Source organism: Microbacterium sp. CCNWLW134 (genome assembly GCF_037083565.1).
Lineage (GTDB): Bacteria > Actinomycetota > Actinomycetes > Actinomycetales > Microbacteriaceae > Microbacterium.
In genome coordinates this window covers 1,024,961-1,046,055 of record NZ_JBAOJU010000001.1, presented here as the reverse complement: position 1 = coordinate 1,046,055, position 21,095 = coordinate 1,024,961, and the positions used below count along the sequence as shown (strand labels likewise).

The following is a 21,095-nucleotide window of genomic DNA, read 5'->3' as shown; positions in this document are numbered from 1 at the left end:
GATTCGGGGTCAGGGGAGGATGAGGACGGGCGTTCCCATCGGCAGCTCGGCGAGCTTCTCGATGGCTGCGGGGTCGAGCCGGATGCACCCGTTCGAGATGGCCCCCGAACGCGCGTCGTGGTAGTGGAAGGCGGTGATCGCGACATCGGCTCCGCCGAATCCGTCGAGGGTCGGCGACTGCACCGAGAGGTACACCAGTGGGTAGCCGCGGGTGTATCCGAAGGAAGGCTCGACACGGGTGGTCATGATGAACGAGCGCCCGGTCGGCGTCGGGGTCCCTTCCACGCCCGAGCCGAAGTCGGTGGCGATGCGTTCGCTGCCGCCGGGGCGCACGATATCGATCGTGCGTGCCGAGAGCGACACCTCGACCCGCGCGTCCACCGCGGCGAAGGTGACGTCTTGCGCCCGCAGCCACCCGGTGAGCTGACTCGGGTTCCCCGTCGAAGGCGTCGCCTGACGTCCGGTCAGAAGCACCCGGACCCAGTGCTCCTGACGCTCGATGACGGGGACGGTGGTACCCCCGTAGACGTAGTCGGCCGGGAGGACGGCGACGGGATCGCCGGCGGGATCGGCGAAGACGGGCGCCCCTGCACCGGCGGCGGTGACGACCTCCCCCGTCGGGGCGCTCGCCGGATCGGGGTCGACCGGCAGCTGCGGGAGGACGGCGAACACATCCACCTGCGGCAGGGTGCCGAGGTCGTACGATGCGGTGTTCGCGGCGAATCCGACCGGGGGAGGCGTCGGTGTCGCCACAGGAGTCGGCGTGGCCGATGGTGTGACCACCGTCGGCGTGGGGACCGGAGCCGCGACCGGCGTGGCGTCGGGGCGCAAGAGCCATGCTCCGGTGAATCCGGCCGCGACGACGACGACGCCGATCGCCACCGCGATCCAGGCGCGCGGCGATGGGGGGCCGGTGTCCGGTGATGCGCTCACTCCCCCATGTTCTGTCGGCGGGGGCGGTGGTGCAACTGCGTTCACGCGACCACCCCCGCCGCACGCGCCGGATCGGCGTACGCGCGCGCGAGCGAATCGACGGTGTCATGGGCGTTGAGCCCGCTCGGATTGGGAACCACCCACAGCCGGGCCCCCGCGAGCTGCTCGGGCTGCTCGCCGCTGACGGCGCGGGGCCGGCCGAAGCCCTGACGGTAGGCGGTGAGCCCGACGACGGCGACGACCGGGGGGTGCCGCGCGGCGACCAGTGCCGTCAGGGCGCGAGCGCCTGCGCGAAGCTCCTCACGCGAAAGCTCGTCAGCGCGGGCTGTGGCGCGCCGCACCAGGTTCGTGATGCCGATGCCCTGCCGCACGAGCATCTCCCGGTCCTCGCGCGCCATCCCGTCGTCGGTGATGCTGGGGAGGTGCGGCAGGATGCCCGCCGCGACGAGCGCGGGGTAGAACCTGTTGCCGGGGCGGGCGAAGTGGGCTCCCGTCGCAGCCGTCCACAACCCCGGATTGATCCCGACGAACAGCAGCCGCAGCCGTTCGGGAAGGAGGTCGGGCACCGTCTCATCGCGGAATCGCTCGAGTTCGTCGGCGCGGAATCCCATGCCTCCAGTGTGGATGCTGCCGCCGGTGCGCGGGCCGCATCAGCTGGCGCGGACATCCCCGTCGACGTAGAACCACCGGCCGCGTTCGCGGACGAACCGCGACCGCTCGTGAAGGATGCCGACGCCCTCGTCGGTTCGGTACGTGGCGCGGAATTCGACGATGCCATCGGCGTCGTCGATGCCGCCCCCGACGGTGTCGACGATCTGCAGGCCCCGCCAGAGGGGGTTGTCATCGAGGTCCAGTGTCGCGGGCCGCGTCGAGGGATGCCAGGTGCGCAGCAGCCAGGTCGCGTCGCCGTCGCGGAACGCCCGGAATCGCGATCGCATGAGCTCCTCGGCGGTCTGCGGCTCGATCGGCACCGAACCACGGGTGTTCGGGTTCTGCGGGATGTCGCCCTTTCCGCCGATCACGCCGGGCTCACCAACTGCACGAGGTTTCCGCAGGTGTCATCCAGCACCGCCGTCCGCACGGGCCCTCCGGTCGTCGGAGCCTGCAGGAACGTCACCCCTGCGGCGACGAGCTCGTCGTAGGCGACATCGACATCGTCGACGGTGAACGACGCCGCGGGGATCCCCTGCTCGGCGAGCGTGCGCGTGTACTCCTGCGCCGCAGGATTCTCGTCGGGCTCCAGAAGCAGCTCGACCCCGTCGGGTGCATCGCTGCCCACGACGGTCAACCAGCGGTACTCCCCGAGCGGGATGTCGTTCTTGACGACGAATCCGAGCCTGTCGGTGTAGAACCGCAGCGCCTTCTCCTGGTCGTCGACGAACACACTCATCACATGCAGCCGTGCCTTCACCATCACTGTCTCCTGTCATTCGAGAGGCCATCGCGCGGCGATCTCGCGGAGCGGCTCGCGGTGCATCCGGTGGATCTTCGTGCGGCCGACCCGTGCCGTGTGCACGAGGTCGCACTCTTCGAGAACGGCCAGGTGCTGCGACACGGCCTGCCGAGACGAGGTCGTGCCCGCGGCGACGAGCCGGGTGCAGATCTCGAAGAGCGTCATCTCCTCGCCTCCCGCGAGCAGGTCGAGGATCTGACGGCGGGTCGGATCGGCGATCGCCCGGTACACGTCGGCCACACCGGCACAATAGGCAAGTGATCACTTGCCTGTCAAGATCTCGGGATCTCGGTTTGACCCTCACACTGTGTCATGGTCGAGTGTGGACTCCGTCATGCACTACTCGATCGGAGAATTCGCCGCCCTGGGACGGGTGAGCGTGCGGATGCTGCGCCACTACGACGCCATCGGTCTGCTCGTGCCTGCGAGCGTGGATGCGCACACCGGCTATCGGCGTTACGCGACGGAGCAATTGCCGCTGTTGATCCGGATTGTCGAGTTACGAGACCTCGGTGTCGGGCTGGACCGCATCACGACCCTGGCCCGATCGAGCGAGCCGGATGCCGACTTGCGAACGCTGCTCGTCGAGCGTCGCGCGCAGCTCGAAGCATCCGTAGCAGACGACCGCGCACGTCTCGACCGGATCGAGCGGCGACTCCGACACCTGAACGGAGAGACCATGTCCTCAGTCGCCTATCGGCGCGTCGAGCCCGTCACCGTCTACGCGGCCCGCACCGTCGCCCCCGGCAGCGGGCCGGAACACGTCGGCCCCGTCGTTGGCCCTCTCGTCGCTCAGCTCGACGACGCTCTGACCGCGGCGGGACGCCCGCTGATCGAACCAGGGATTTTCTGGTACGAACCCGCCGATGACCACCTCACGGTCTCGGTGTCGTACATCGCCGAAGACCATCCGACACCCGGTGCGGGGTACGACATCATTGCTCTCCCCGAGGTCGCGGAGGCGGCGACCATGATTCATCTCGGTGAGCTGGAGACGATCGGGGAGAGCTGGGCCACGCTCATGGAACAGGTGGTCGCCGATGGGTACCGCATCATCGGCCCCACCCGAGAGGTCTACCTTGTCGCCGACGGCCACGATCCAGGACCGAATTGGGTCACCGAGCTGCAGGCGCCTGTCGCCAGACGTCGAGCCGGCGGCTGAGCGCACCGGGGGGTCAGTTCGCGTCGGACCCGTCGTCGTCGAGTCCGGTCTGTCCCATTCCCGGGCGCACGGGGGCGTCGGGGTCGATGTCGATGCGGCGGACGCCGTCGTGGTCGCTGACACGGATGCGAGGAGCGGCATCCGCCTCCGTCGCCTCGGGTGCTCGCGTGAGCTGGTCATGCCGGTCTTTCGCGCGCTGCGCGTCATCCTCGGTCGGGGTCACCATGACCCCACCGTAGGGGGCCGGAGGACGGATGCCGCGGGCTTGACATCCCGCCAGGCGGACGACATTCGGGAATAGCGAGCGGGCCGACGGGGTTGGGTCGCCCGGAACGGTGTCATCCGGAACACCGTCGACGAAAGGACGATCCCCCCGTGACTCTCTTCTCCCCCACCACCGTCGGATCCTTCACGGTGCAGAACCGCCTCTCGCTGGCGCCGATGACACGTCTGCGGGCCGACGAGAACGGTGTGCCCGGCGACCTGGTCGCCGAGTACTACGCGCAGCGTGCCGGCATCGGCCTGCTGGTCACCGAGGGGGTGTTCCCGAGTGCGGAGTCCAAGGCCTACCCGGGTCAGCCGGGCATCGCCAGCGCGGCGCAGGCCGAGGGATGGGCACGCGTCGCGTCGGCCGTGCACGCGGCAGGGGGCACCGTCTTCATGCAGCTGATGCACGGTGGACGGGTCTCGCACCCCGGAATCACCGGAACCCCGCGCATCGTCGCGCCGTCGGCGATCGCCATCGAGGGCCAGACGCGGCTGGCCGACGGATCGAAGGTCGACTTCCCGGTGCCGCACGCACTCGAAACCGCCGAGCTCGAGGCGGTGCGGGAGGAGTTCGTCGCCGCCGCGCGCCGCGCCGTCGACGCCGGGATCGACGGGGTCGAACTGCACGCCGCCAACGGGTACCTGCTCCACGAGTTCCTCTCGCCGGCGTCCAACCGGCGTGAGGACGGGTACGGCGGGTCTCCGGCCGAACGCCCGCGTTTCGTCATCGAGGTCGCCCAGGCCGTCGCGGCGGAGGTCGGCGGCGAGCGCGTCGGCATCCGCATCTCGCCCGCGCACAACATCCAGGACGTGTGGGAGCACGACGCCGACGAGACCCGGGCCACCTACCTCGCGCTCGTCGAGGGCCTTGCCCCTCTCGACCTCGCGTACCTCAGCATCCTTCACGAGAACCCCGCCGATGATCTCCCGCAGGAGCTTCGACGGGCTTTCGGCGGCACCTTCATCGCCAACACCGGCTTCGGTCGCGTGACGACCCGTGACGAGGCGATCCGCACCGTCGGGGACGGCGTCGCCGACCTCGTGGCCGTCGGTCGCCCGGCGATCGCGAACCCCGACCTCGTAGAGCGGTGGGAACGGGGCGCCGAGGAGAACCCCGTGGACCAGGCGACCGTCTACGGCCCCGACGAGCGCGGCTACACCGACTATCCGACGCTGAAGGCTGATCGCGCGGCCTAGCGGCCATCGACGGAGCGCCGCCGCCCGGGACGGGCGGGAGCCTCCCCCTCGCGCCCCGACCCGTCAGAAAGTGCGGCTCCCTCCTCGAACGGACCGCAGAAATCGACGGGTCGCGCTCCGTGGTGGGGTGCCGCCAGACACTACGCCGAGGAATGCGAAAGGGCCGGCCATTCGGCCGACCCTTTCGCATTCCGGTCGGGATGACAGGATTTGAACCTGCGACCCCTTGGAGGATTCGGGCGATTTCCGAATCGCACCGGTTGTCTTGAGAACCCTCGTGTTCCCTTGTGTTTACAGGGAACCGGACGGTTCGAATGCTCCGATTGTATCGGGTTAGCGGCGGTCGTCACTCGGTGATTGCGGTGGGAAAGTGGTGACCTCCGCGCCGCACACAGCCAGACGCCGCGATCGGTCGACGCGCCCCTGACGTAACGTCCGCTGTCGCGTCTCCCCCGTCGCCCCGACGACGATCAGTTGAGCGTCGCCACCGAGCCAGGTGGCGAGTACCAGTTCCGGGTGACTCGACGCGACGGGCGTCTTGTCGTAAAGCCGGTGGTGCGAAGCCAAGGTGGCGACGTCATATCTCGTGCTGCGAAATAGTCGATATCGGACGATTTCTCACTGGCACAATCGGCGACGCGGGCTAGGACGCAGTTGCGATTGCCACGAGAGCGGCGCCCCCAGGATCCCTAAACGGACACTGCGCGGTGAGGGGAGGTCGTCGTGCTGGCACGAGGCCTACGCGGTGGAGTCCGTTCTGGCTCCGCGTTCGTCGAAAGGTGGGGTTCTGCGAGCGACTATCGCTCCTGCTGCTTCTATCGCCGGGCAAATCACATCTCGGAACAGCGCAGTTGCGAGCGCCCATTGGATGTCCGGGTCAGCACCGACCGTGCGTTGATAACGGCCGTCTGCATCGATTCCGCGTGTGACGAAGGCGCCGTGGAGTTCTGCTGGAAGACGCATTCGGTGCACATGCCCATCTCGCATGTCCTTACCGAAGAGGAAGATCTCGCTTCGGCCGAGCCCGTGCAGGGTTTCCCACTCTGGGTCCGCGCTGAAGACGGTGGCGAGGCGGTCAAGGTAGTGGGCGCGAAAGGCCGGCATCCTTCGAGAGTCGATGCGACCGGCGATGCAATGAAGAAGGATCGCGACACGGTCGAGCACGGCGATGCCCCGGATGATCGCAGAGTCCAGGAGCTGCGCCGCCCACCATCCACCTAGCACGCGATGGCCGCCGAGAGTAGCCGTCGGGTCGAGGAGGAGTTGGTCCGGCGGCAGGTTATTCTGGCCATAGCCCGCGAGAAGGGCGAGCACCTTTGGCGAAATACCGACGTTCTGCGGCCAGAGCTTGTGCGACTCTCGTAGCGGTCTGATCTGCTCCCGAACTCCGCGTGCGTACATGGCGCCAACTGAAGCGCCAAAGCGGAACTCTTCCAGAAGCCGCACGAGGTCGACGAGAGTCTCGTCGTAGAGGATCTCTGCGGGCTTCATGTCAACCTCGGGCCCTGTTCGCACTCCCTGAACGAGCTGTTCGAGGTTCGGGGGCAGGAACACGGTGTTGAAGTACTCACGGGCCAGGTCGCGTGTCTCCTGGTCAGGGATCCATACCCCGCACTGTCCTGCGAGGTCCACTGTTTCGGGCATGGGGACATCGTCTCGCAAGCGGACGACATTCCTCTTAGCGTCGCCGGGGGGTTCCTCGCGAGAGTTCGGCGGTGCGGCCTCGCTGAGTGGGGACAGTTGCGTGCGCAGCCGACACAACGGCCTGCACCAACTCCGCTCCGCGCACAATCGTGGGCCTGTCATCCCCGAGTCGATCTGAGAGCGTCGCGAGTTCAGCGAAGGGGGTTCCGGGGAACACGGTCATCGATGTCTGGTCGATCACGATGAAACTGGCTTCATGCGCCGGTTTGGTGTTGCTGAACTCGATGCCGCGTTCGGGGAAGTCTCCCGCCAGCTGCTCCAGTGTGGCCGCATCCGTCTTTGACAACTGCTGGCGGGACGGAGTCTCTAGTGTGATGGGGCACCCGGCCTGCAGCAACTGCCGGATCACCGCGACGAAGTGCTCGGCGCGATGGGTCGGCCACAGTCTGGACGCGGAAATCAGAACGCCCTGCTCGGCGGCGAGCAGCGCAACTTCGGTGTCCTCCGCGGCTTCCCTCACTGACAGGCGTCGCACCGGCGCGGCTGCCAACTGAGTGCGGATCTTCGAGCGCCGTGCGTCGAGTGCGTTCTCGTCGCCGTTCTCCGCGGTGATGGGGGTCAGACGTCGCAAATCCTCGAGTGCGTCCTCGATGAGGGCATCCGGAGCCCTTGCCTCGAGGACCTCGCCCGGTAGGAGCCGGTCGACGCGGCGCCGGTCCTCGTCGATGCGCTGCGTCAACCGCATCGAGTCCAGCAGCCCGTGCTCGCGCACGAGCGTCTCGATTCGCTCGTCCTGACGACCGTCAACGCATACTCGCAAGTATCGGTCCTGCGGGTCCGTCTCGGACTCGAACAATAGCGCCGTCGCGGCCAGGTACTGCTTGGTTGTCGATTCCACCCCCAGCACGGACAGCAGTGTGCTCTCCCGCTCCGGGCGGACCGGATCGACACCGAGAAATCGCGGAGTGTCATCGGGACCGTAGTCGATCTCGATGTCGGAGTCGGGGTTGAGGACCAGTCGGGGGTCGTCGTCGAGATCATCGGCGGTCAGCACCAGGTCGCGTTTCACAGAGACAGGTTCTCCGGACAGGCCATCGATCAGGTATGCCACGGTCCGTTCGATGACGCGCTCCTGCACGAGCGTGCTCACCAGCGTCTTACCCGTCGGACTCAGTTGCAGAACCGCCTCGTCCGCGGTCGCGTTCACCGTCAAGTATCGATCGAACAGCAGGTCGGCGATTATCGCGTCAACCAGCCGGTCTGGCACGTTCAGGAAGCGGGCGATGTCTTCGGCGCGTTCGACACCGACGCTGATGGCTCGCAGCACGAACTCGGTGAACGTCGTTACCGGGCTCTTCTTCAGAATGCGGCACCGCACCACGGCCCGCCAGATTGGGATCGCCGCACTCCGCGTCGACAGCAATCGGAACCCGTCGCGTCGGAGTAGGACGTCCGGGTTGGCGCCCAGGCGGCCTTCAACGTCCATTGCGACCTCCCGCAGCAGTGATCGCGCGTGCTACCTCGGCGAGCTTGCGAGACCTCCGGCGATCACCGGATCCATCCGCCATCGCCCGGTTACCGACGATCACCAAACCGTCGCGTGCACGTGAGATTGCGACGTTCAACCGTTCCGGAGAGCCAAGGAAACCGACGTCGCCGCGACGATTGCTCCGAGTCAAGGAGACGATACAAATGTCCGCTTCTTGGCCCTGGTACGAATCGATGGTCGCAGCCTTCACCCGTACCACCTTGAGCTTCGATTTCGTGCTACTGAGCACTTCCTGCAACGTGCGCACCTGCGCCGCGTATCCGGCGATCACCGCTACCTCCACCTCGTCGAGGCCCAGCAGTACGGCGTAGTTGTCGATGTTCCCCACCAGCTCCGCCACGATGCGGGCCTCGGCCCGATTTTCGTAACTTAGCCCAGACCGCCGTTCGCTTTCCTTGCGTCCGGTGTCCCGCCAGGTCACCGCACCTCCCAGAGCTCGCTGGACCAGCGATGACACCTCCCGAGCGCTCGAACGCAGCTCGCCGCCGTAGAACACGTCGCTGACCACCTTGCCGATCGCGGGATGCATCCGGTGCTGGTGGCTGAGCACCGCGACGGATTGTGCGGGGAGCCCAGCCCCCAGTTCGGTGAACAGTCGCTCGTCGACCTCAGCGCGTATCAACTCTCGTTCCGCGAGGAAGTCGGTCTCGACCAGCGCCGAGTCCAGGAACGGCGGCAGCTGCTTCTCATCGCCGACAAGCACCCACTGCCGGGCGTTCGCCATCGGTACCATCAGTTCCGTGGGTGTCGCCTTGGACGCTTCGTCGATTATGCATAGGTCGAACTCCACCCGCTCGGCCCCCTTAGAGCCGGTCAGCGCCACGCACGTGGAGGCCACCACGGAGGCGCGGAATAGCAGCGCGACTCGGAACTCGCCGGTCGGGCGGAAACGCTCCAGCCATTCCTCCGCGACCACCTGCAGGGCCTGTACTCGTTCGTCGTCGGCTGACATCGATTCGTCGATCCGATGCAGCATGTCTTCTTCGTCGGCCGCGTCAGCGAGATCGTCGACCGCCCGCAATTCGGCCACGGCGCGCTGGGTGTCCTCCTCCAGCTCCGTCAGTCGCTCACGGAGCTGGACGACACGCTCACGCAACCCCTCCAGTTGCCGGATCGCGGGCGACCGTTGCTCGAGATCCACCCCTAACTTCTCGACCGCGTCAGTCAGCCGCGCGAGGTCGCGGGCGACCGCATCTGCGCTATCCGCCGGGGTGGTGTCGAGCTTGCTGACCGCAGCGAACAGCTTCTCGATCGCCGCTCGCGTGGACTCCTGTTCCTCGCGCGCCGCGCCGAGGGCCGCTTCCGCCTCGGCCAGCTCCGATTCTGTGCGGGTGCGACGTTCCACCTGGGCTCGCAGCCGTGTGGCGGTGCTGCGAGTCTGCACGTCGAGGACGCCGGCGGACTGGAGGTGGTCCTGTACGAATGAGGTGACGGTTTCCTCGGTCTCTGCCCGCCAGGCCTCCAGCTGGGACGGCACGGTCCATGCTTCGGAGCTCGCCGACAGCTGATCCGGCGATCCGATCCGCAGCACGGAGGCCGCCGGGGTCACATTCGCCACCTTGCTGAGCGCGTGATCAAGAGCGATGTGTGTCTGCGACGCGAGAAGGATCTGCGCGTCCGGCTTGATCCGTAGCTGTTGTGCGACGAGTTCCGCGATGAGCGTGGTCTTCCCTGTGCCCGGAGGCCCTTTTACCAGACTGATGCCCTTCGCGCCGAGCACTGACGCGACGGCGTTGCGTTTGGCGTCATCCAAGTGGTCTTGGACGAACTCCTCCACGTGGTATTCGACGGGAAGCGGGTTTACGGCAGGGTTGCTCAGAATGTCCTTGAGGTCGGCGCGAACTGCCCGTCCTTCGAAGACGCGACGGACCGCGTCCTGCTCCCGCCGCAGCTTCGAAACCGTGCGTTCCGCGTCGACAGCCAGCACGCCCTTGCGTGGCAGGTCGTCCGGGTTTCCCTCGTTCACATAGAACACCACCGCGTTGCCTTCGATCGCTTCCACCTCGCCACGCACGAACCGCCCTGTCGTGCTGCGGATCACCCGCAGCTCTCCCAGTTGAGGGTCCGCGGAGCGGTCGGTCGTAGTCAAATAGACCCGTGCGCCCTCAACCCGCAGCGCGGAATAGGTGACGTCCTTGCCGCGCTCACGCGCGATCGCGAACTTCGCGTCAAGAACCCTCTCCCACCGGTCGTGAACCTCCACACGGGTGTGCTGCTCACGGTTGGCAGCTTCCCGTTCCGCGAGGACTCGAAGGAGCTCGCTGATCGCAGCATCCGCTTCCAGCGGGCGCATCGGTGTCGCGACCCAGCGGATCGTCGCCCCGACGCCCCGCTTGCGCAAACGCTCGAGGTGCGCGACCGGGGGCCGCCACACGTGCTTCACGAAGATCGACCCGGTGCGTGACTCGTGCGGTGCGACCGCTGCAAGCAACGACTGCCCGATGAGCAAGAGGCCCTGCTTGTCCACCGACTTCGGGTCACGGATGAGACGGACCCGCGGTCCGAATTCGCGACGAAACTCTTCGAAGCCGGCCGTCTCGGCGAGGGTGACGTCTCGGAAGATCTGGGTCACGTTGACGGGTAGGTGGATCCCAATTTCCGGGACGTCCTGCGCGACGGCTTCGCCCTTGGCGATCTGCTCGATTTCGGCGAGCACCACTCCGGCGCTCCCTGGGCGTTGCTCCTCCTCGTCGCTCAAGCATCTGGCCAGCAGCAGCCGGATGGCTTCCGGCACGGCCACTCGGCCTAGCGCCGCGGCGGGGGTGGTGCCGTTGAGTTCGAAGTCACCCAGCAGGCAGCAGATCACTAGAACGGCGAACGAGTAGACGTCGTAAGCAGGTAACGGGTTCTCTGTTCCCGACTCCGGCGGGCAATAGGGGCGCGTGCCCAGTTGGCTCATCGTCTTCCCGAAGCTCGTGACCTCCCGGTAGCGCATGGTGCCGAAGTCGGCCAGCTTCACCAGTGCACCGTCTACCAGCACGTTGCCGGGCTTGAGGTCTCGGTGCACCCAACCTCTCGCGTGGAGCACACTAAGTCCGGCGAGGATCTCCAACGCGATAGGCCGCAACTGCTCCCAGCTCAGAGCCTCTCGGGTCACTACCACGCCAAGGTCCTCACCGCACCATTCGAACGCGATCCACGGCACACCGTCGGCGGGAGTGCCAAACCCGACCACCTGCAGCAGGTTGGGATGCGGGTCGAGCCGGTTGTACACGTCGAGCTCATTGCTCCACGACAGCCCCAACGTCCGCGGATCCACATGCGCGACTGGAGCGAACAGCTTCACCGCTACATGCGCCCCGGTCTCGTTGTCGTACGCCTTGAAGAGCCGCGCGTGACCTCCGGAATGCAGCTCCTCGCGCGGCAGCACAAAACGATTGTCCAGAACAACCGGACCGGTCCCCACACCACCCATCCCCAGAGGCTATCGCCCACGTGCGACAGGGCGGAGGGACTCCTGCTCGCGAGTCACGGGCGGCCGGCTAAATGGCCTTGAGTGTGTCGCCGGCCCGTAGGTTCGTTCCCGTGCCGTGGTTGCCGGTCCTCGCAAGCGGACGACCCCCCGCAGTCGGTCGTCTGCCGGCAACGCGGGCGGCCATGCGCTGGAACGCCTGGCGAGCGCAAGAGCGAGTTGCTCGACTGTGAGCGCTAATCGGCGAGTCGACCTGATTGGTCGAGAAGAATGTGCAGCACGGTCACGACGCGACCGGCGAAGTAGTCGTACGCGTCCTCGGGCAGCTCGGCTATGTGCGTCTCGTGGTGGCGGACGCGGAACGTGTTGCCGAGCTCGGTGACGGCGATCATGTCGGCGCGAACCACGTCACGTAGCGGAACCGACTCGATGTGGGCCAATAGTGCTTCGGCACTGACCTTCTTTTGATTCCTACCAGGGATCTCGACTGTCTTGAGTCTCTCCAGCGCGCCCCATAGCGACTGAATGCCGGCGAGTCTTTCAGTTGATCGCCGAGACGCCACCAATCGGCGTCCATCTTCGATCAGTTTGTCTAGCTCCGCGTCGCCTGTGTCAGGGTTCAGAGTTGACAGCGCTTCGCGCAGTTCCGCCGGTCCGAGGTGGCTGATCGTCAGGTTGCTCTGCATCTCGAAGGCGGCCCCACCCCGCGCGAGAATCTCGTTCACGTCGTCGCGATACTGCTTCGCGCCGGCGAGCCTTGGTAGCGCCGATTGTTGCTGAGTTGCGTATTCAGCGGCTTCCGACTCTTCTCCCAATGAATGGTGGGGCACTGATCACCAATGATTGATCAGCGCTTGCTGTATAGTTCAGTACATGCTGACTATTGCTTCGCGCCTCGACGTCATGAACCGGCTCGGCCGGGCCGTGGCGGACCCGACGCGCTCCCGGATCTTGATGACTCTGCTGAACGCCCCGAGCTATCCGGCCGTGCTCTCGCGCGAGCTGGAGCTGACCCGCTCGAACGTCTCGAACCACCTGACGTGCCTGCGTGACTGCGGGATCGTGGTCGCCGAGCCTGAGGGTCGCCAGACGCGCTACGAGATCGCTGACCCGCATCTTGCGGCTGCGCTCGTCGCGCTCGTGGATGTGACGCTGGCGGTCGATGAGCACGCGCCGTGTGTGGACTCGTCGTGCACGGTGCCGGGCTGCTGCGGTACAGGGGCGGACGCGTGAGCGCGGCGTGTAGCTGCGAGCACGAGCCTGCCACTGCGGCGGAGGATGAGACCGAAGAGGTGGAGCGGCCCTGGTGGAGGGACCGTGGGATCATGGTGCCGGTCTTCTCCGGTGTCGCGTTCCTGGCTGGTCTGATCCTTGAATGGTCCGGGCTCGAGATCCCGGCGCTCGTACTGTTCTGGATCGGCCTGCTGCTGGGCGCGTCGACGTTCACTCCTGGCGCGATTCGGAAGCTGTTCAAGGGCAAGCTCGGGATCGGGCTGCTGATGACGATCAGCGCGATCGGCGCGGTCATCCTCGGCTATGTGGAGGAGGCCGCTGCTCTGGCGTTCTTGTACTCGATTGCTGAGGCGCTTGAGGACAAGGCGATGGACCGTGCCCGTGGCGGCCTGCGGGCGCTGCTGAAGCTCGTGCCGGAGACGGCGACCGTGCTGCAGAGCGGCGTCTCTGCGCAGGTGCCGGCGAGGGAGTTGACGGTCGGCCAGGTCATGGTGGTCCGCCCGGGCGAACGGATCGCAACCGACGGGATCGTCCGCTCTGGCCGCTCAAGCCTGGACACCTCGGCGATCACCGGGGAGTCGATCCCCGTCGAGGTCGAGCCCGGGGACGCGGTGTCGGCCGGCGCGATTAACAGCTCCGGCGTGCTGGAGGTCGAGGCGACCGCGGCCGGTACCGATAACTCGCTTACGACGATCGTGGAGTTGGTCGAGAAAGCGCAGACGGAGAAGGGCGAGCGTGCGCGTCTCGCGGACCGGATCGCCCGCCCGCTCGTACCCGGTGTGCTGATTCTCGCAGCGCTCGTCGCGATCATTGGGTCACTGCTGGGCGACCCGGAGGTATGGATCACTCGTGCGCTCGTCGTGCTGGTAGCGGCCTCTCCGTGCGCGCTGGCGATCTCGGTGCCGTTGACGGTCGTTGCCGCGATCGGCGCGGCGAGCAAGTTCGGCGTGATCATCAAGTCCGGCGCGGTCTTCGAGCGCTTCGGCACGGTCCGGCACGTCGCGGTCGACAAGACCGGCACCCTGACCCGTAACGAGCCCGCGGTCACCGCGGTCCTCACTGCGAACGGCATTGCCGAGGAGCAGGCGCTGGCTTGGGCGGCGGCTCTGGAGCAGCACAGCACGCATCCCCTTGCGGCGGCGATCACCGCTGCAGCCCCGGGTGTTCCCGTGGCCGCGGATGTGACCGAGCAGGCCGGGCACGGCATCGACGGCACCGTCGATGGCGCTCGTATCACGGTCGGCAGCCCCCGCTGGCTCGACGCCGGCGAGCTCGGCGACCGGGTTGCAGGGCTTGAGGAGCAGGGCATGACTGTCGTGATCGTGCACCGCGACGAGGCACCGGTCGCGGCGATCGGCGTCCGCGACGAGCTGCGTCCGGAAGTCCCCGAGGTGGTCCGCACGCTTGCGGATCAGGGCGTCGGCATGACGATGCTCACCGGGGACAACGCCCGCACCGCTCGTGCGCTGGCTGCGCAGGCCGGGATCGCTGATGTGCGCGCGGAGCTGCGCCCTGAGGACAAGGCGACCGCGATCGGCGAGTTGTCGAAGGCGGGATCGGTCGCGATGATCGGTGACGGCATCAACGACGCCCCGGCCCTGGCGTCCGCGGACATCGGCATCGCGATGGGAGCGACCGGCTCCGATGCGGCGATCGAGTCTGCGGACGTGGCCTTCACGGGTCATGATCTGCGGCTCATCCCGCGGGCGTTCGATCACGCGCGGCGGGGCCGGCGGATCATCAACCAGAACATCATCCTGTCCCTGCTGATCATCACCGCACTGCTCCCGCTCGCGCTCTTCGGGGTCCTGGGGCTCGCGGCTGTCGTCCTGGTCCACGAGGTCGCGGAGGTCATCGTGATCCTCAACGGCCTGCGCGCCGCACGCACCCGCACACCACGAATGGAAAGCTGATGCTCGCAACCATCGGGTCGGCGATCGGCCTGTTCGCGGCGACCAACATCGACGACATCGTCGTGCTCACCGTGCTGTTCCTCGCCTCCAGCCGGGGAAAGCCGCGACCGTGGCAGATCGTCGCAGGCCAGTACCTCGGGTTCATCACACTCGTCGTGATCAGCGTGATCGCCGCGCTCGGTCTCACGATCGTCCCGGACGAATGGGTCGGCTTCCTGGGTCTGATCCCGCTCGGCATCGGCATCTGGACGCTCATTCGCGGCCTGCGCCGTAACGGCGACGACGATGATGACGACTCCAAGATCACCGCGGTCGGACTATGGGGGGTCGCCGGGATCACGATCGCCAACGGGGCCGACAACATCTCCCTCTACACGCCGATCTTCCGCACCAGCTCGCCCGGCGACGTCGCGGTCATGATCGTCGTGTTCCTGATCCTCGTCGCCGTCTGGTGCGCTGCCGGGCGACTGATCGGCACCCACAAGGCCGTCACCGAAACGCTCGAACGTGTCGAGCACTGGCTCGTCCCCGTCGTGTTCATCGGCCTGGGCCTGTTCATCCTCATTGAATCCGGCGTTATCGTCCGTCTCTTCGAGGCCCTCGCATGACCCCGGACACGAATACCGACGTTGAGTCGGCATCGGCGTCGGGAGAGCGTCCGCAGAGAGGACGCTGGCGGCTCACTGCCTGGGCGCTTCTGATCGCCGTGGTCGTCGTCGTGATCGATCAGGGAACGAAAGTGTGGGCCGAGGCCACCCTGTCGGAGCACGAGCGCATCCCGCTGATCGGCGACCTGTTGGGCCTGCAGCTCGCGTACAACCCCGGCGCGGCGTTCTCCTTCGGGGAGAGCTTCACCTGGGTGTTCGCTCTCATCGCCGTCGCGGCCACGGCCACCGCGATCGTGTTCGCGTTCCGGGTCCGACGCCCCGGGTGGGCGATCGTGATCGGTGCGCTCGGCGGGGCCGCTGCTTCGCACGCCGGCGACCGGCTTTTCCGCCAACCAGGATTCGCCCGGGGGCACGTCGTCGACTTCCTCGCCTACGGCAACTGGTTCATCGGGAACCTCGCCGACATCGTGATCGTCACCGCTACGATTGCCGGAGCGCTCCTGATGCTCCGCGGCACCGAGAACTGAGAGGGCCAACCATGGAGATCACCCTGCAGTACTTCGACGGCTGCCCGAACTGGGAAGTACTCGACCGCCGGCTTGCTGAGCTGCTCGACGGTCGATCAGATATCCGCGTCACACGACAGTTGGTCGAGACCGCCGAGGACGCCGAGCGCCTCGGATTCCACGGGTCACCGACCGTCCTCGTCGACGGCGTCGATCCCTTCGCCGACGAGCACACGCCGGTCGGGCTCGCCTGCCGGGTGTTCCGTACCCCTGCCGGGCTGGGAGGCTCTCCGACCGTCGAGCAACTGCGCGAAGCGATTTCCGGCCCGGCTCTGACGGGTGATGCTTGATCAGGGGTGGGTGGAGCGGAGAGCCGGGTAATCGGACCACTCGCCACCGGCGAGACGCGACCATGAGGCAGCGGATGCCGTCGTGATGCCGAGGAGATCCGAGACGATCCGGGGATGCAGTTGCCGGGTGAGCTCGATGAGCGCTGTCGTGCGGGCGCTCCCGGCAAGCAGGCCTTCGGCGCGAAGGCGACGGCTGAGCGGCCCCGGGGTGAGGTGACGGCCCGGGTTCCGGCCGGGGAACAACCACCCTTCAGGATGGCCCTTTGTGGCATCGACGAGCTCGACGATGGCGTCGCCGAGGATCGCGGGGACCTCGATCGGCTCGGCCCCGACGGTGAGCGTCACGGGCCGCGAGCTCGTGTCGACCTGTGCCCGGGTGATCGTGACGATGCGGGTCAGCTGGATCCCGTAGAGCAGCACGAGGAGACCCGCGGCCCGGGTCTTCGGGTCCATGTCGGCATCGGACAGGAACCTGCGGGCCATCTGCCATCGGTGATCAGAGGCGTAGTCTCGCCCCTCGAGGCGATGGGCTCGAAACTCGACCCGAAGGGTGCTCAGCCGGTGTTTTCGCAGCCAGCGAGTGAACGGTGCCAGCGCGTCGCGTTGGCTAGGCGAATCGGTCAGATACGCGTCGAGTAGGCGCTGCGGGAACGTCGCCAGCGTCTCCTGCTGCGCCCGGATCTCCCCGAGGAACGCGGCGCAGTACTTCAGTGCAGCCCTCTGCCTCTGGAAGCCGGAAGCAGGGCTGGACGCGCTGCGCAGTGTCCGAGTGGATCGGAGGAGCTCCCAGGTGCAGTAGCGGCGCAGGATCGGCCGGTCCTCGGGATGGTCGATGCCACCGAGCCAGTCGTTGAGCCAGTGGTCGAAGCGCGTGCCCTCGACGTCGAGCTCCGGCAGCACGCCGGAACGGACCAGCAGTGAGAGGAGGAACGCGACCGACTGCCCCGACCGGGCTCGGGTGATGATCGCCTCGGCGGTGAGCGGCAGGGTCCCGTCCGCGAGCTCGCGGAGCACCATCGCGCACTTGCTCTTGTGCAGCCAGCGTTCGAGCGACGCCGCTTTGCCATGGTGCGTGAGCAGATAGTCAGCAAGCGGGTGGAGATCCTCACGGATCTCTCCCGCATCGTCGGCGAGCAGCTGTTGGATCGCGACGGGCCGGCGGCACTCGACGCAGAGGTGATGTTTGCGGATTTCCTCGATCGAGCCGCATCCAGGGCAGGCCATCGTGATCGGAGTGCCCGCGCAGTCGGCGCAGACCTTCTGGCCATTCATGAACCCGGTGAGGAACACTCTGCGCGCGCACTCGGGACAAGGTTGGGGTCTGCGCATCGCGTAGTAGCAGCGCGCGCATACTCGTCGTCCGTCGAGGTGCGAGGCGACGCGGCCAGGTTCTCCGCAAAGACCACAGGTCTTGATCGGTGCGGTGTAGCAGGCCAGGCAGACGAGTTCCGGGCGACGGACGATGATGGTCGCGTGCTGACCGCACCGCGAGCAGTCGCCGAACGATCGAGGGTCGGCTCGCCAACAGTCACGGCAGAAACGCTGTCCGTCGATGGTGCGCTGCACGGGCCGGACCCGGCCACAGGACGCGCAGGAGACGGACCGGGCCTTCCGCTCGCATCGGGAGCAGTGCCGACCACCGCCCGGCGTCTTGTGGGGCATTCTCACCGCGCGTCCGCAGGACTCACACGTCGGCAACACCACCCGGCTCGCCCCCTCTTTGACCAGCGCATGGGCCAGATTCTGAACGGTCGCTGGCACGTTCGCATGCTGCCCCTCCAGGACTCCGGGCTGCTTGATCAGCGCGAGCTCAAGAAGCCGCTGCGTGAGGGGTACTGGCGCGACCGTATGCACGATCTCAGTGAGTCGCTCGGGAGAGATCTCGGGAACGAGAGGGCGGACGAGAGCGACGACTTCAGCGACTCGCGGCAGCTGCGGAGGCTTGGCCACCGCGGCTACTTCGTACGCGGCCGACGGATCGCCGCGCGAACAGGACGGAGATCACCGATCGCCCCCCGTGTCGCCTCCTCACCCACCGCCACCGGGGTCGAGGCCTCCCGGCGAGTGATCGTCACGAGATCGTCGAGCGAGCACTCCAGCGCATCGCACAACGCCGCCAACACGTCGAGACGCACCCGCTGGGGCGGCTGAGTCACCAGCCGATACACCTGCTCCCGGGACAGGTCGATGCCGCGCTCTTCGAGTAGGGGTTTCAGTTTGGAGGTCTGGAAGATCCCGCGCGACGCCATCACGCTGCGCAGATTCCAGCCGGTGTCGAGCTCAACGGTCATCAGCTTCTCCTTCGATGAGGGCCTTCAGCGCTTCGGCGAGCACACGGTTCTTGTAGTCCGAGCTGACGGAGGCGTAGATCGAGGTCGTCGAGGCATGCATATGCCCGACCTGCTCTTGGACGAATCGATCGGCGTACCCGAACTCCAGAAGGTGCGTGACATAGGAATGCCGGAGGCTGTGCAGCGTCAGATCCTTCGACAGGCCGGCTTCATCACGCAGCTCTGCGAACCTCCGGTCGAGATACCCAGCAGACAGACGCGTACGGCGCTCGGTCACCCAGAGCGCGTCGAGGCGGTCTCCGGGCGCGAAACGGGCCCGGGCCTGCTCGAGCCATTGCTGCATTCCGGGCACCCACCAGTCGAACTCCGGCACCAGCAGCACCGTGCGACGTCGTGGCGCGCCACCGCCCGCCGCCTTCGCCCATCGCACGTGAACCGCGCCGTAGCGCCCCCACTGCCGCATCTTCGCGTTGTGGTGCAAATCGACGGTATCGAGCATCACCGCCTCAGTGCGGCGCAGACCGAACGCGTAGACCGTCTTCAGCAACTGGGCATCCCGCAACGCGCCGAGCGCACCCTTTCTCCCGGAGCTCACGAGCAGCTCGACGCGGGCGTCGGCCGTGTCAAACAGGCGCTCAATCTCGTCGTACGTGAACGGGCGACGCTTCCCATCGCCTTCAAACTCGAACCGGTGCGCCACCGTGTTCCACGGCAGACACACCTGCGAGGGGACCTCCCCAAACTCGCGATCGCAGATCTCCATCCAGTCGTACAACGGGTTCGTGATGTAGTCACAGAACCCACGGATAGACCCATGGTTGGCGCGCATCGTCGACAGCGTCCGAGTGCGACCGCCAGACTGAGCAGTGAACTCATCCACATCCGCGACAGTCCACCTCCAAGGCGGTTTGTCCACGAAATCACGGAACCGTGTCACCGTCGCCGTCCAGTTCCGGATCGTCTGCTCACGGAGCCCGCGCGACAGCTGCTGGTTCCGCCAACCATCGATCATCGCACTGAAAACCTGCGCTTCCGGGTTCGCCAGTGCGACGTTCGATGCTGACGTGATCAGCCGAAGCACCGCTGGAGAAGCCTCAAAATCTTGCATTAGATGCAACAAAGTATGGGACAGTGCATCACTGTGTCAACCCAGATCTCCGCATCCGCGAGATCACGCTGTTATGGTCGGAACACTTCGACACCGAAGGAGCCGAATAGGTATCGATTGCAAGCACGGACAGTTGCATTCACTGCAACATGCGAGGGTTGTCGAAGCTCAGAGCGTGGTGGCCGTAGAACCCGTGATTGGCGCCCTCCGTGGGGAGTGCCACGAAACGTCCGACCAGTTCCAATAAGTCGAAGAGTGTGTCGTCGGAGATCTCGCCACGGTTGCGCCAGAGCGGCGTCTGAAGATTCGGAATGAGCGCCTGTGCGCGGCTTTCGAACGCGTCGACATTCGTTGCGAAGATGTGGCTCTTGTCGGGGTCGGGGCAGCGCTCGGGGAATTCTGCGGCGAGCCAGTTGCCGTCCAGGCGCGACATCACCAGTGCGAGCAGACCATCGGCGGTCTCGCGAGTGAGGTTCTTCAGAGCGCGCGGGGTCTCCCCATTCACACGGTCGGAGTAGAAGGCGTTCGCAGTCATGTGGCCATCATGGCGGAAGATGGGTGCCGCCCTTGCTGCTGTTCCAGGCAAGACCGCGGCCAGCCCCAGCCCCCTGCAGCAGCAGTGCTTGTATGGTCGAGGGCCCCAAGCCGACGCGGTGTGCGAGGGTCGACCTCATGAGCGACACAACGCCCCTCCGGCATCTTCTCGAGCCCGGCGAGTACCGGGTGCAATGGACGATCCCGTCTCGTGAGCGCGGAGAGATCACCTTGGAAGAGGGGCTGGTTCGCGGACACCTGCTGAACGGCCAGTGGAGTTGCCGCCAATTGGCGGTGCTCTGTGATCGCTGCGTGACGCGCCATCCCCGGCCCGAGCGCGCGTAAGCCGGTCCTCCCCCGGGCACTTCGCCGCGCACCACCCCGGACGCCATCACCGAAGCTACGTTTAGCCCGTGATGATCGGATAACCCGTTCGCATTAATGCCCGATGATCGTCGCCGAACGAGCGCCCGCTCACTTAGAGCGCTCTGCCGCAGCACGATAGTCCACGGGCGGCTCCGGAGTTCGTGCGTCGAGCGTCTCGTCCCCGTAGCGCCGTTCATACGACTGCACGCGAGCCAGCCGAACGAGCGTTACCGGTCCGTTGATCGCGAACTTGACCGCGTTCCACAGGCAGAGCAGCACGAGCAAGTTGATCCATCCCGGCGCGCCGCCGGCGACCCACTGCGCGAGTGCGGCGGCGATCACGATGTAGACGACGGCAAGAAGCATCGCGGACACGCCCCACTTGAGCCCGCGGCGGGTGTGCGTGGCGCGGATCAGGATGTTCGTCGGCATGCTCCGCTGGAAGAACGCGTAGATGCGACTCACGAATGCGATGAGCAGTTGGAACATCGTCCAGGCCTCTCCTATGGGCGTGGGTCTCCGTACTGCGTTCAGGGTACGCCCGCCTCTCCGTGCGCGGATAGAACCCT

General features: G+C 66.6%; 23 protein-coding genes. 8 read left to right on the top strand and 15 right to left on the bottom strand.

The genetic code is table 11. The features are described from left to right. Nucleotides 1-9 precede the first annotated feature (9 nt). From V6S02_RS04925 to V6S02_RS04905, 5 genes are read right to left on the bottom strand one after another with little or no spacing between them, the layout of a single operon-like run. Complete coding sequence (locus V6S02_RS04925) at nucleotides 10-933, bottom strand: L,D-transpeptidase (protein ID WP_336400081.1); 924 nt, start codon at nucleotides 931-933, stop codon at nucleotides 10-12. Between the two features lie 41 nt (nucleotides 934-974). Then, nucleotides 975-1,544 carry a mismatch-specific DNA-glycosylase gene (locus tag V6S02_RS04920; RefSeq protein ID WP_336400080.1) on the bottom strand — a complete coding sequence of 190 codons (570 nt, stop codon included), beginning with the start codon at nucleotides 1,542-1,544 and terminating at the stop codon, nucleotides 975-977. A gap of 39 nt (nucleotides 1,545-1,583) precedes the next feature. Next, on the bottom strand, nucleotides 1,584-1,955 hold the full coding sequence (locus V6S02_RS04915) for a YchJ family protein (RefSeq protein WP_336400079.1): 372 nt from the start codon (nucleotides 1,953-1,955) through the stop codon (nucleotides 1,584-1,586). Continuing rightward, nucleotides 1,952-2,347, bottom strand: a complete 396-nt coding sequence (locus tag V6S02_RS04910) for a VOC family protein (protein WP_336400078.1) — start codon at nucleotides 2,345-2,347, stop codon at nucleotides 1,952-1,954. The genes V6S02_RS04915 and V6S02_RS04910 overlap by 4 nt, the downstream gene beginning before the upstream one ends. A gap of 12 nt (nucleotides 2,348-2,359) precedes the next feature. Beyond that, nucleotides 2,360-2,626 carry an ArsR/SmtB family transcription factor gene (locus V6S02_RS04905; protein WP_124292980.1) on the bottom strand — a complete coding sequence of 89 codons (267 nt, stop codon included), beginning with the start codon at nucleotides 2,624-2,626 and terminating at the stop codon, nucleotides 2,360-2,362. A 67-nt stretch (nucleotides 2,627-2,693) separates the two neighbouring features. Here V6S02_RS04905 and V6S02_RS04900 point away from each other — a divergent pair, with 67 nt between their 5' ends. Next, nucleotides 2,694-3,548 (top strand): MerR family transcriptional regulator, encoded by an 855-nt coding sequence (locus V6S02_RS04900; RefSeq protein WP_336400077.1) that lies wholly within the window; start codon nucleotides 2,694-2,696, stop codon nucleotides 3,546-3,548. Nucleotides 3,549-3,561: 13 nt separating this feature from the next. Here V6S02_RS04900 and V6S02_RS04895 read toward each other — a convergent pair whose 3' ends face one another. Next, on the bottom strand, nucleotides 3,562-3,774 hold the full coding sequence (locus V6S02_RS04895) for a multidrug transporter (RefSeq protein WP_124292979.1): 213 nt from the start codon (nucleotides 3,772-3,774) through the stop codon (nucleotides 3,562-3,564). A 149-nt stretch (nucleotides 3,775-3,923) separates the two neighbouring features. On the opposite strand from V6S02_RS04895, the gene V6S02_RS04890 reads away from it, so the two are divergent. Then, the gene (locus V6S02_RS04890; RefSeq protein ID WP_336400076.1) at nucleotides 3,924-5,012 is read left to right on the top strand and encodes an alkene reductase; all 1,089 of its coding nucleotides are present in this window, start codon (nucleotides 3,924-3,926) and stop codon (nucleotides 5,010-5,012) included. A 738-nt stretch (nucleotides 5,013-5,750) separates the two neighbouring features. On the opposite strand, the gene V6S02_RS04885 is transcribed toward V6S02_RS04890, so the two are convergent. The 4 genes from V6S02_RS04885 to V6S02_RS04870 all read right to left on the bottom strand — a co-directional run bounded on the left by V6S02_RS04885 (nucleotide 5,751) and on the right by V6S02_RS04870 (nucleotide 12,447). Further along, on the bottom strand, nucleotides 5,751-6,656 hold the full coding sequence (locus tag V6S02_RS04885; RefSeq protein ID WP_336400074.1) for a hypothetical protein: 906 nt from the start codon (nucleotides 6,654-6,656) through the stop codon (nucleotides 5,751-5,753). A 34-nt stretch (nucleotides 6,657-6,690) separates the two neighbouring features. After that, a complete protein-coding gene (locus tag V6S02_RS04880; RefSeq protein ID WP_336400072.1) occupies nucleotides 6,691-8,142 on the bottom strand; it encodes a hypothetical protein in 1,452 nt (483 codons plus the stop codon). After that, the gene (locus V6S02_RS04875; protein ID WP_336400071.1) at nucleotides 8,132-11,620 is read right to left on the bottom strand and encodes an AAA domain-containing protein; all 3,489 of its coding nucleotides are present in this window, start codon (nucleotides 11,618-11,620) and stop codon (nucleotides 8,132-8,134) included. Before V6S02_RS04875 ends, V6S02_RS04880 begins: the two co-directional genes overlap by 11 nt. A 233-nt stretch (nucleotides 11,621-11,853) precedes the next feature. Further along, nucleotides 11,854-12,447 (bottom strand): hypothetical protein, encoded by a 594-nt coding sequence (locus tag V6S02_RS04870; RefSeq protein WP_336400069.1) that lies wholly within the window; start codon nucleotides 12,445-12,447, stop codon nucleotides 11,854-11,856. 43 nt (nucleotides 12,448-12,490) lie between these two features. On the opposite strand from V6S02_RS04870, the gene cmtR reads away from it, so the two are divergent. The 5 genes from cmtR to V6S02_RS04845 are packed head-to-tail and all read left to right on the top strand — an operon-like array spanning nucleotide 12,491 to nucleotide 16,227. Continuing rightward, complete coding sequence (gene cmtR / locus V6S02_RS04865; RefSeq protein ID WP_336400068.1) at nucleotides 12,491-12,850, top strand: Cd(II)/Pb(II)-sensing metalloregulatory transcriptional regulator CmtR; 360 nt, start codon at nucleotides 12,491-12,493, stop codon at nucleotides 12,848-12,850. Next, a complete protein-coding gene (locus V6S02_RS04860; RefSeq protein ID WP_036297919.1) occupies nucleotides 12,847-14,763 on the top strand; it encodes a heavy metal translocating P-type ATPase in 1,917 nt (638 codons plus the stop codon). Before cmtR ends, V6S02_RS04860 begins: the two co-directional genes overlap by 4 nt. Beyond that, entirely contained in the window at nucleotides 14,763-15,371 is a 609-nt protein-coding gene (locus V6S02_RS04855; protein ID WP_036297875.1) for a cadmium resistance transporter, read from the top strand. Before V6S02_RS04860 ends, V6S02_RS04855 begins: the two co-directional genes overlap by 1 nt. Then, nucleotides 15,368-15,898 (top strand): signal peptidase II, encoded by a 531-nt coding sequence (locus tag V6S02_RS04850; RefSeq protein ID WP_036297873.1) that lies wholly within the window; start codon nucleotides 15,368-15,370, stop codon nucleotides 15,896-15,898. Before V6S02_RS04855 ends, V6S02_RS04850 begins: the two co-directional genes overlap by 4 nt. Before the next feature lie 11 nt (nucleotides 15,899-15,909). Beyond that, complete coding sequence (locus V6S02_RS04845) at nucleotides 15,910-16,227, top strand: hypothetical protein (RefSeq protein ID WP_058631820.1); 318 nt, start codon at nucleotides 15,910-15,912, stop codon at nucleotides 16,225-16,227. Here V6S02_RS04845 and V6S02_RS04840 read toward each other — a convergent pair whose 3' ends face one another. The 4 genes from V6S02_RS04840 to V6S02_RS04825 all read right to left on the bottom strand — a co-directional run bounded on the left by V6S02_RS04840 (nucleotide 16,228) and on the right by V6S02_RS04825 (nucleotide 20,161). Continuing rightward, nucleotides 16,228-17,499 carry a hypothetical protein gene (locus V6S02_RS04840; protein ID WP_336400066.1) on the bottom strand — a complete coding sequence of 424 codons (1,272 nt, stop codon included), beginning with the start codon at nucleotides 17,497-17,499 and terminating at the stop codon, nucleotides 16,228-16,230. 683 nt (nucleotides 17,500-18,182) lie between these two features. Next, nucleotides 18,183-18,518, bottom strand: a complete 336-nt coding sequence (locus V6S02_RS04835) for a helix-turn-helix domain-containing protein (RefSeq protein ID WP_058631822.1) — start codon at nucleotides 18,516-18,518, stop codon at nucleotides 18,183-18,185. Continuing rightward, nucleotides 18,508-19,563: a tyrosine-type recombinase/integrase gene (locus V6S02_RS04830; RefSeq protein WP_336400781.1), complete on the bottom strand. Its 1,056-nt coding sequence runs from the start codon at nucleotides 19,561-19,563 to the stop codon at nucleotides 18,508-18,510. Before V6S02_RS04830 ends, V6S02_RS04835 begins: the two co-directional genes overlap by 11 nt. Nucleotides 19,564-19,765: 202 nt before the next feature. Next, a complete protein-coding gene (locus V6S02_RS04825) occupies nucleotides 19,766-20,161 on the bottom strand; it encodes a hypothetical protein (RefSeq protein ID WP_336400065.1) in 396 nt (131 codons plus the stop codon). A gap of 137 nt (nucleotides 20,162-20,298) precedes the next feature. Between V6S02_RS04825 and V6S02_RS04820 the strand changes: the two genes are divergently transcribed. Then, on the top strand, nucleotides 20,299-20,505 hold the full coding sequence (locus V6S02_RS04820) for a hypothetical protein (protein WP_336400064.1): 207 nt from the start codon (nucleotides 20,299-20,301) through the stop codon (nucleotides 20,503-20,505). 129 nt (nucleotides 20,506-20,634) lie between these two features. Here the strand turns inward: V6S02_RS04820 and V6S02_RS04815 are convergent, their stop codons facing one another. Then, on the bottom strand, nucleotides 20,635-21,015 hold the full coding sequence (locus V6S02_RS04815) for a sulfate permease (RefSeq protein ID WP_336400063.1): 381 nt from the start codon (nucleotides 21,013-21,015) through the stop codon (nucleotides 20,635-20,637). Nucleotides 21,016-21,095 lie beyond the last annotated feature (80 nt).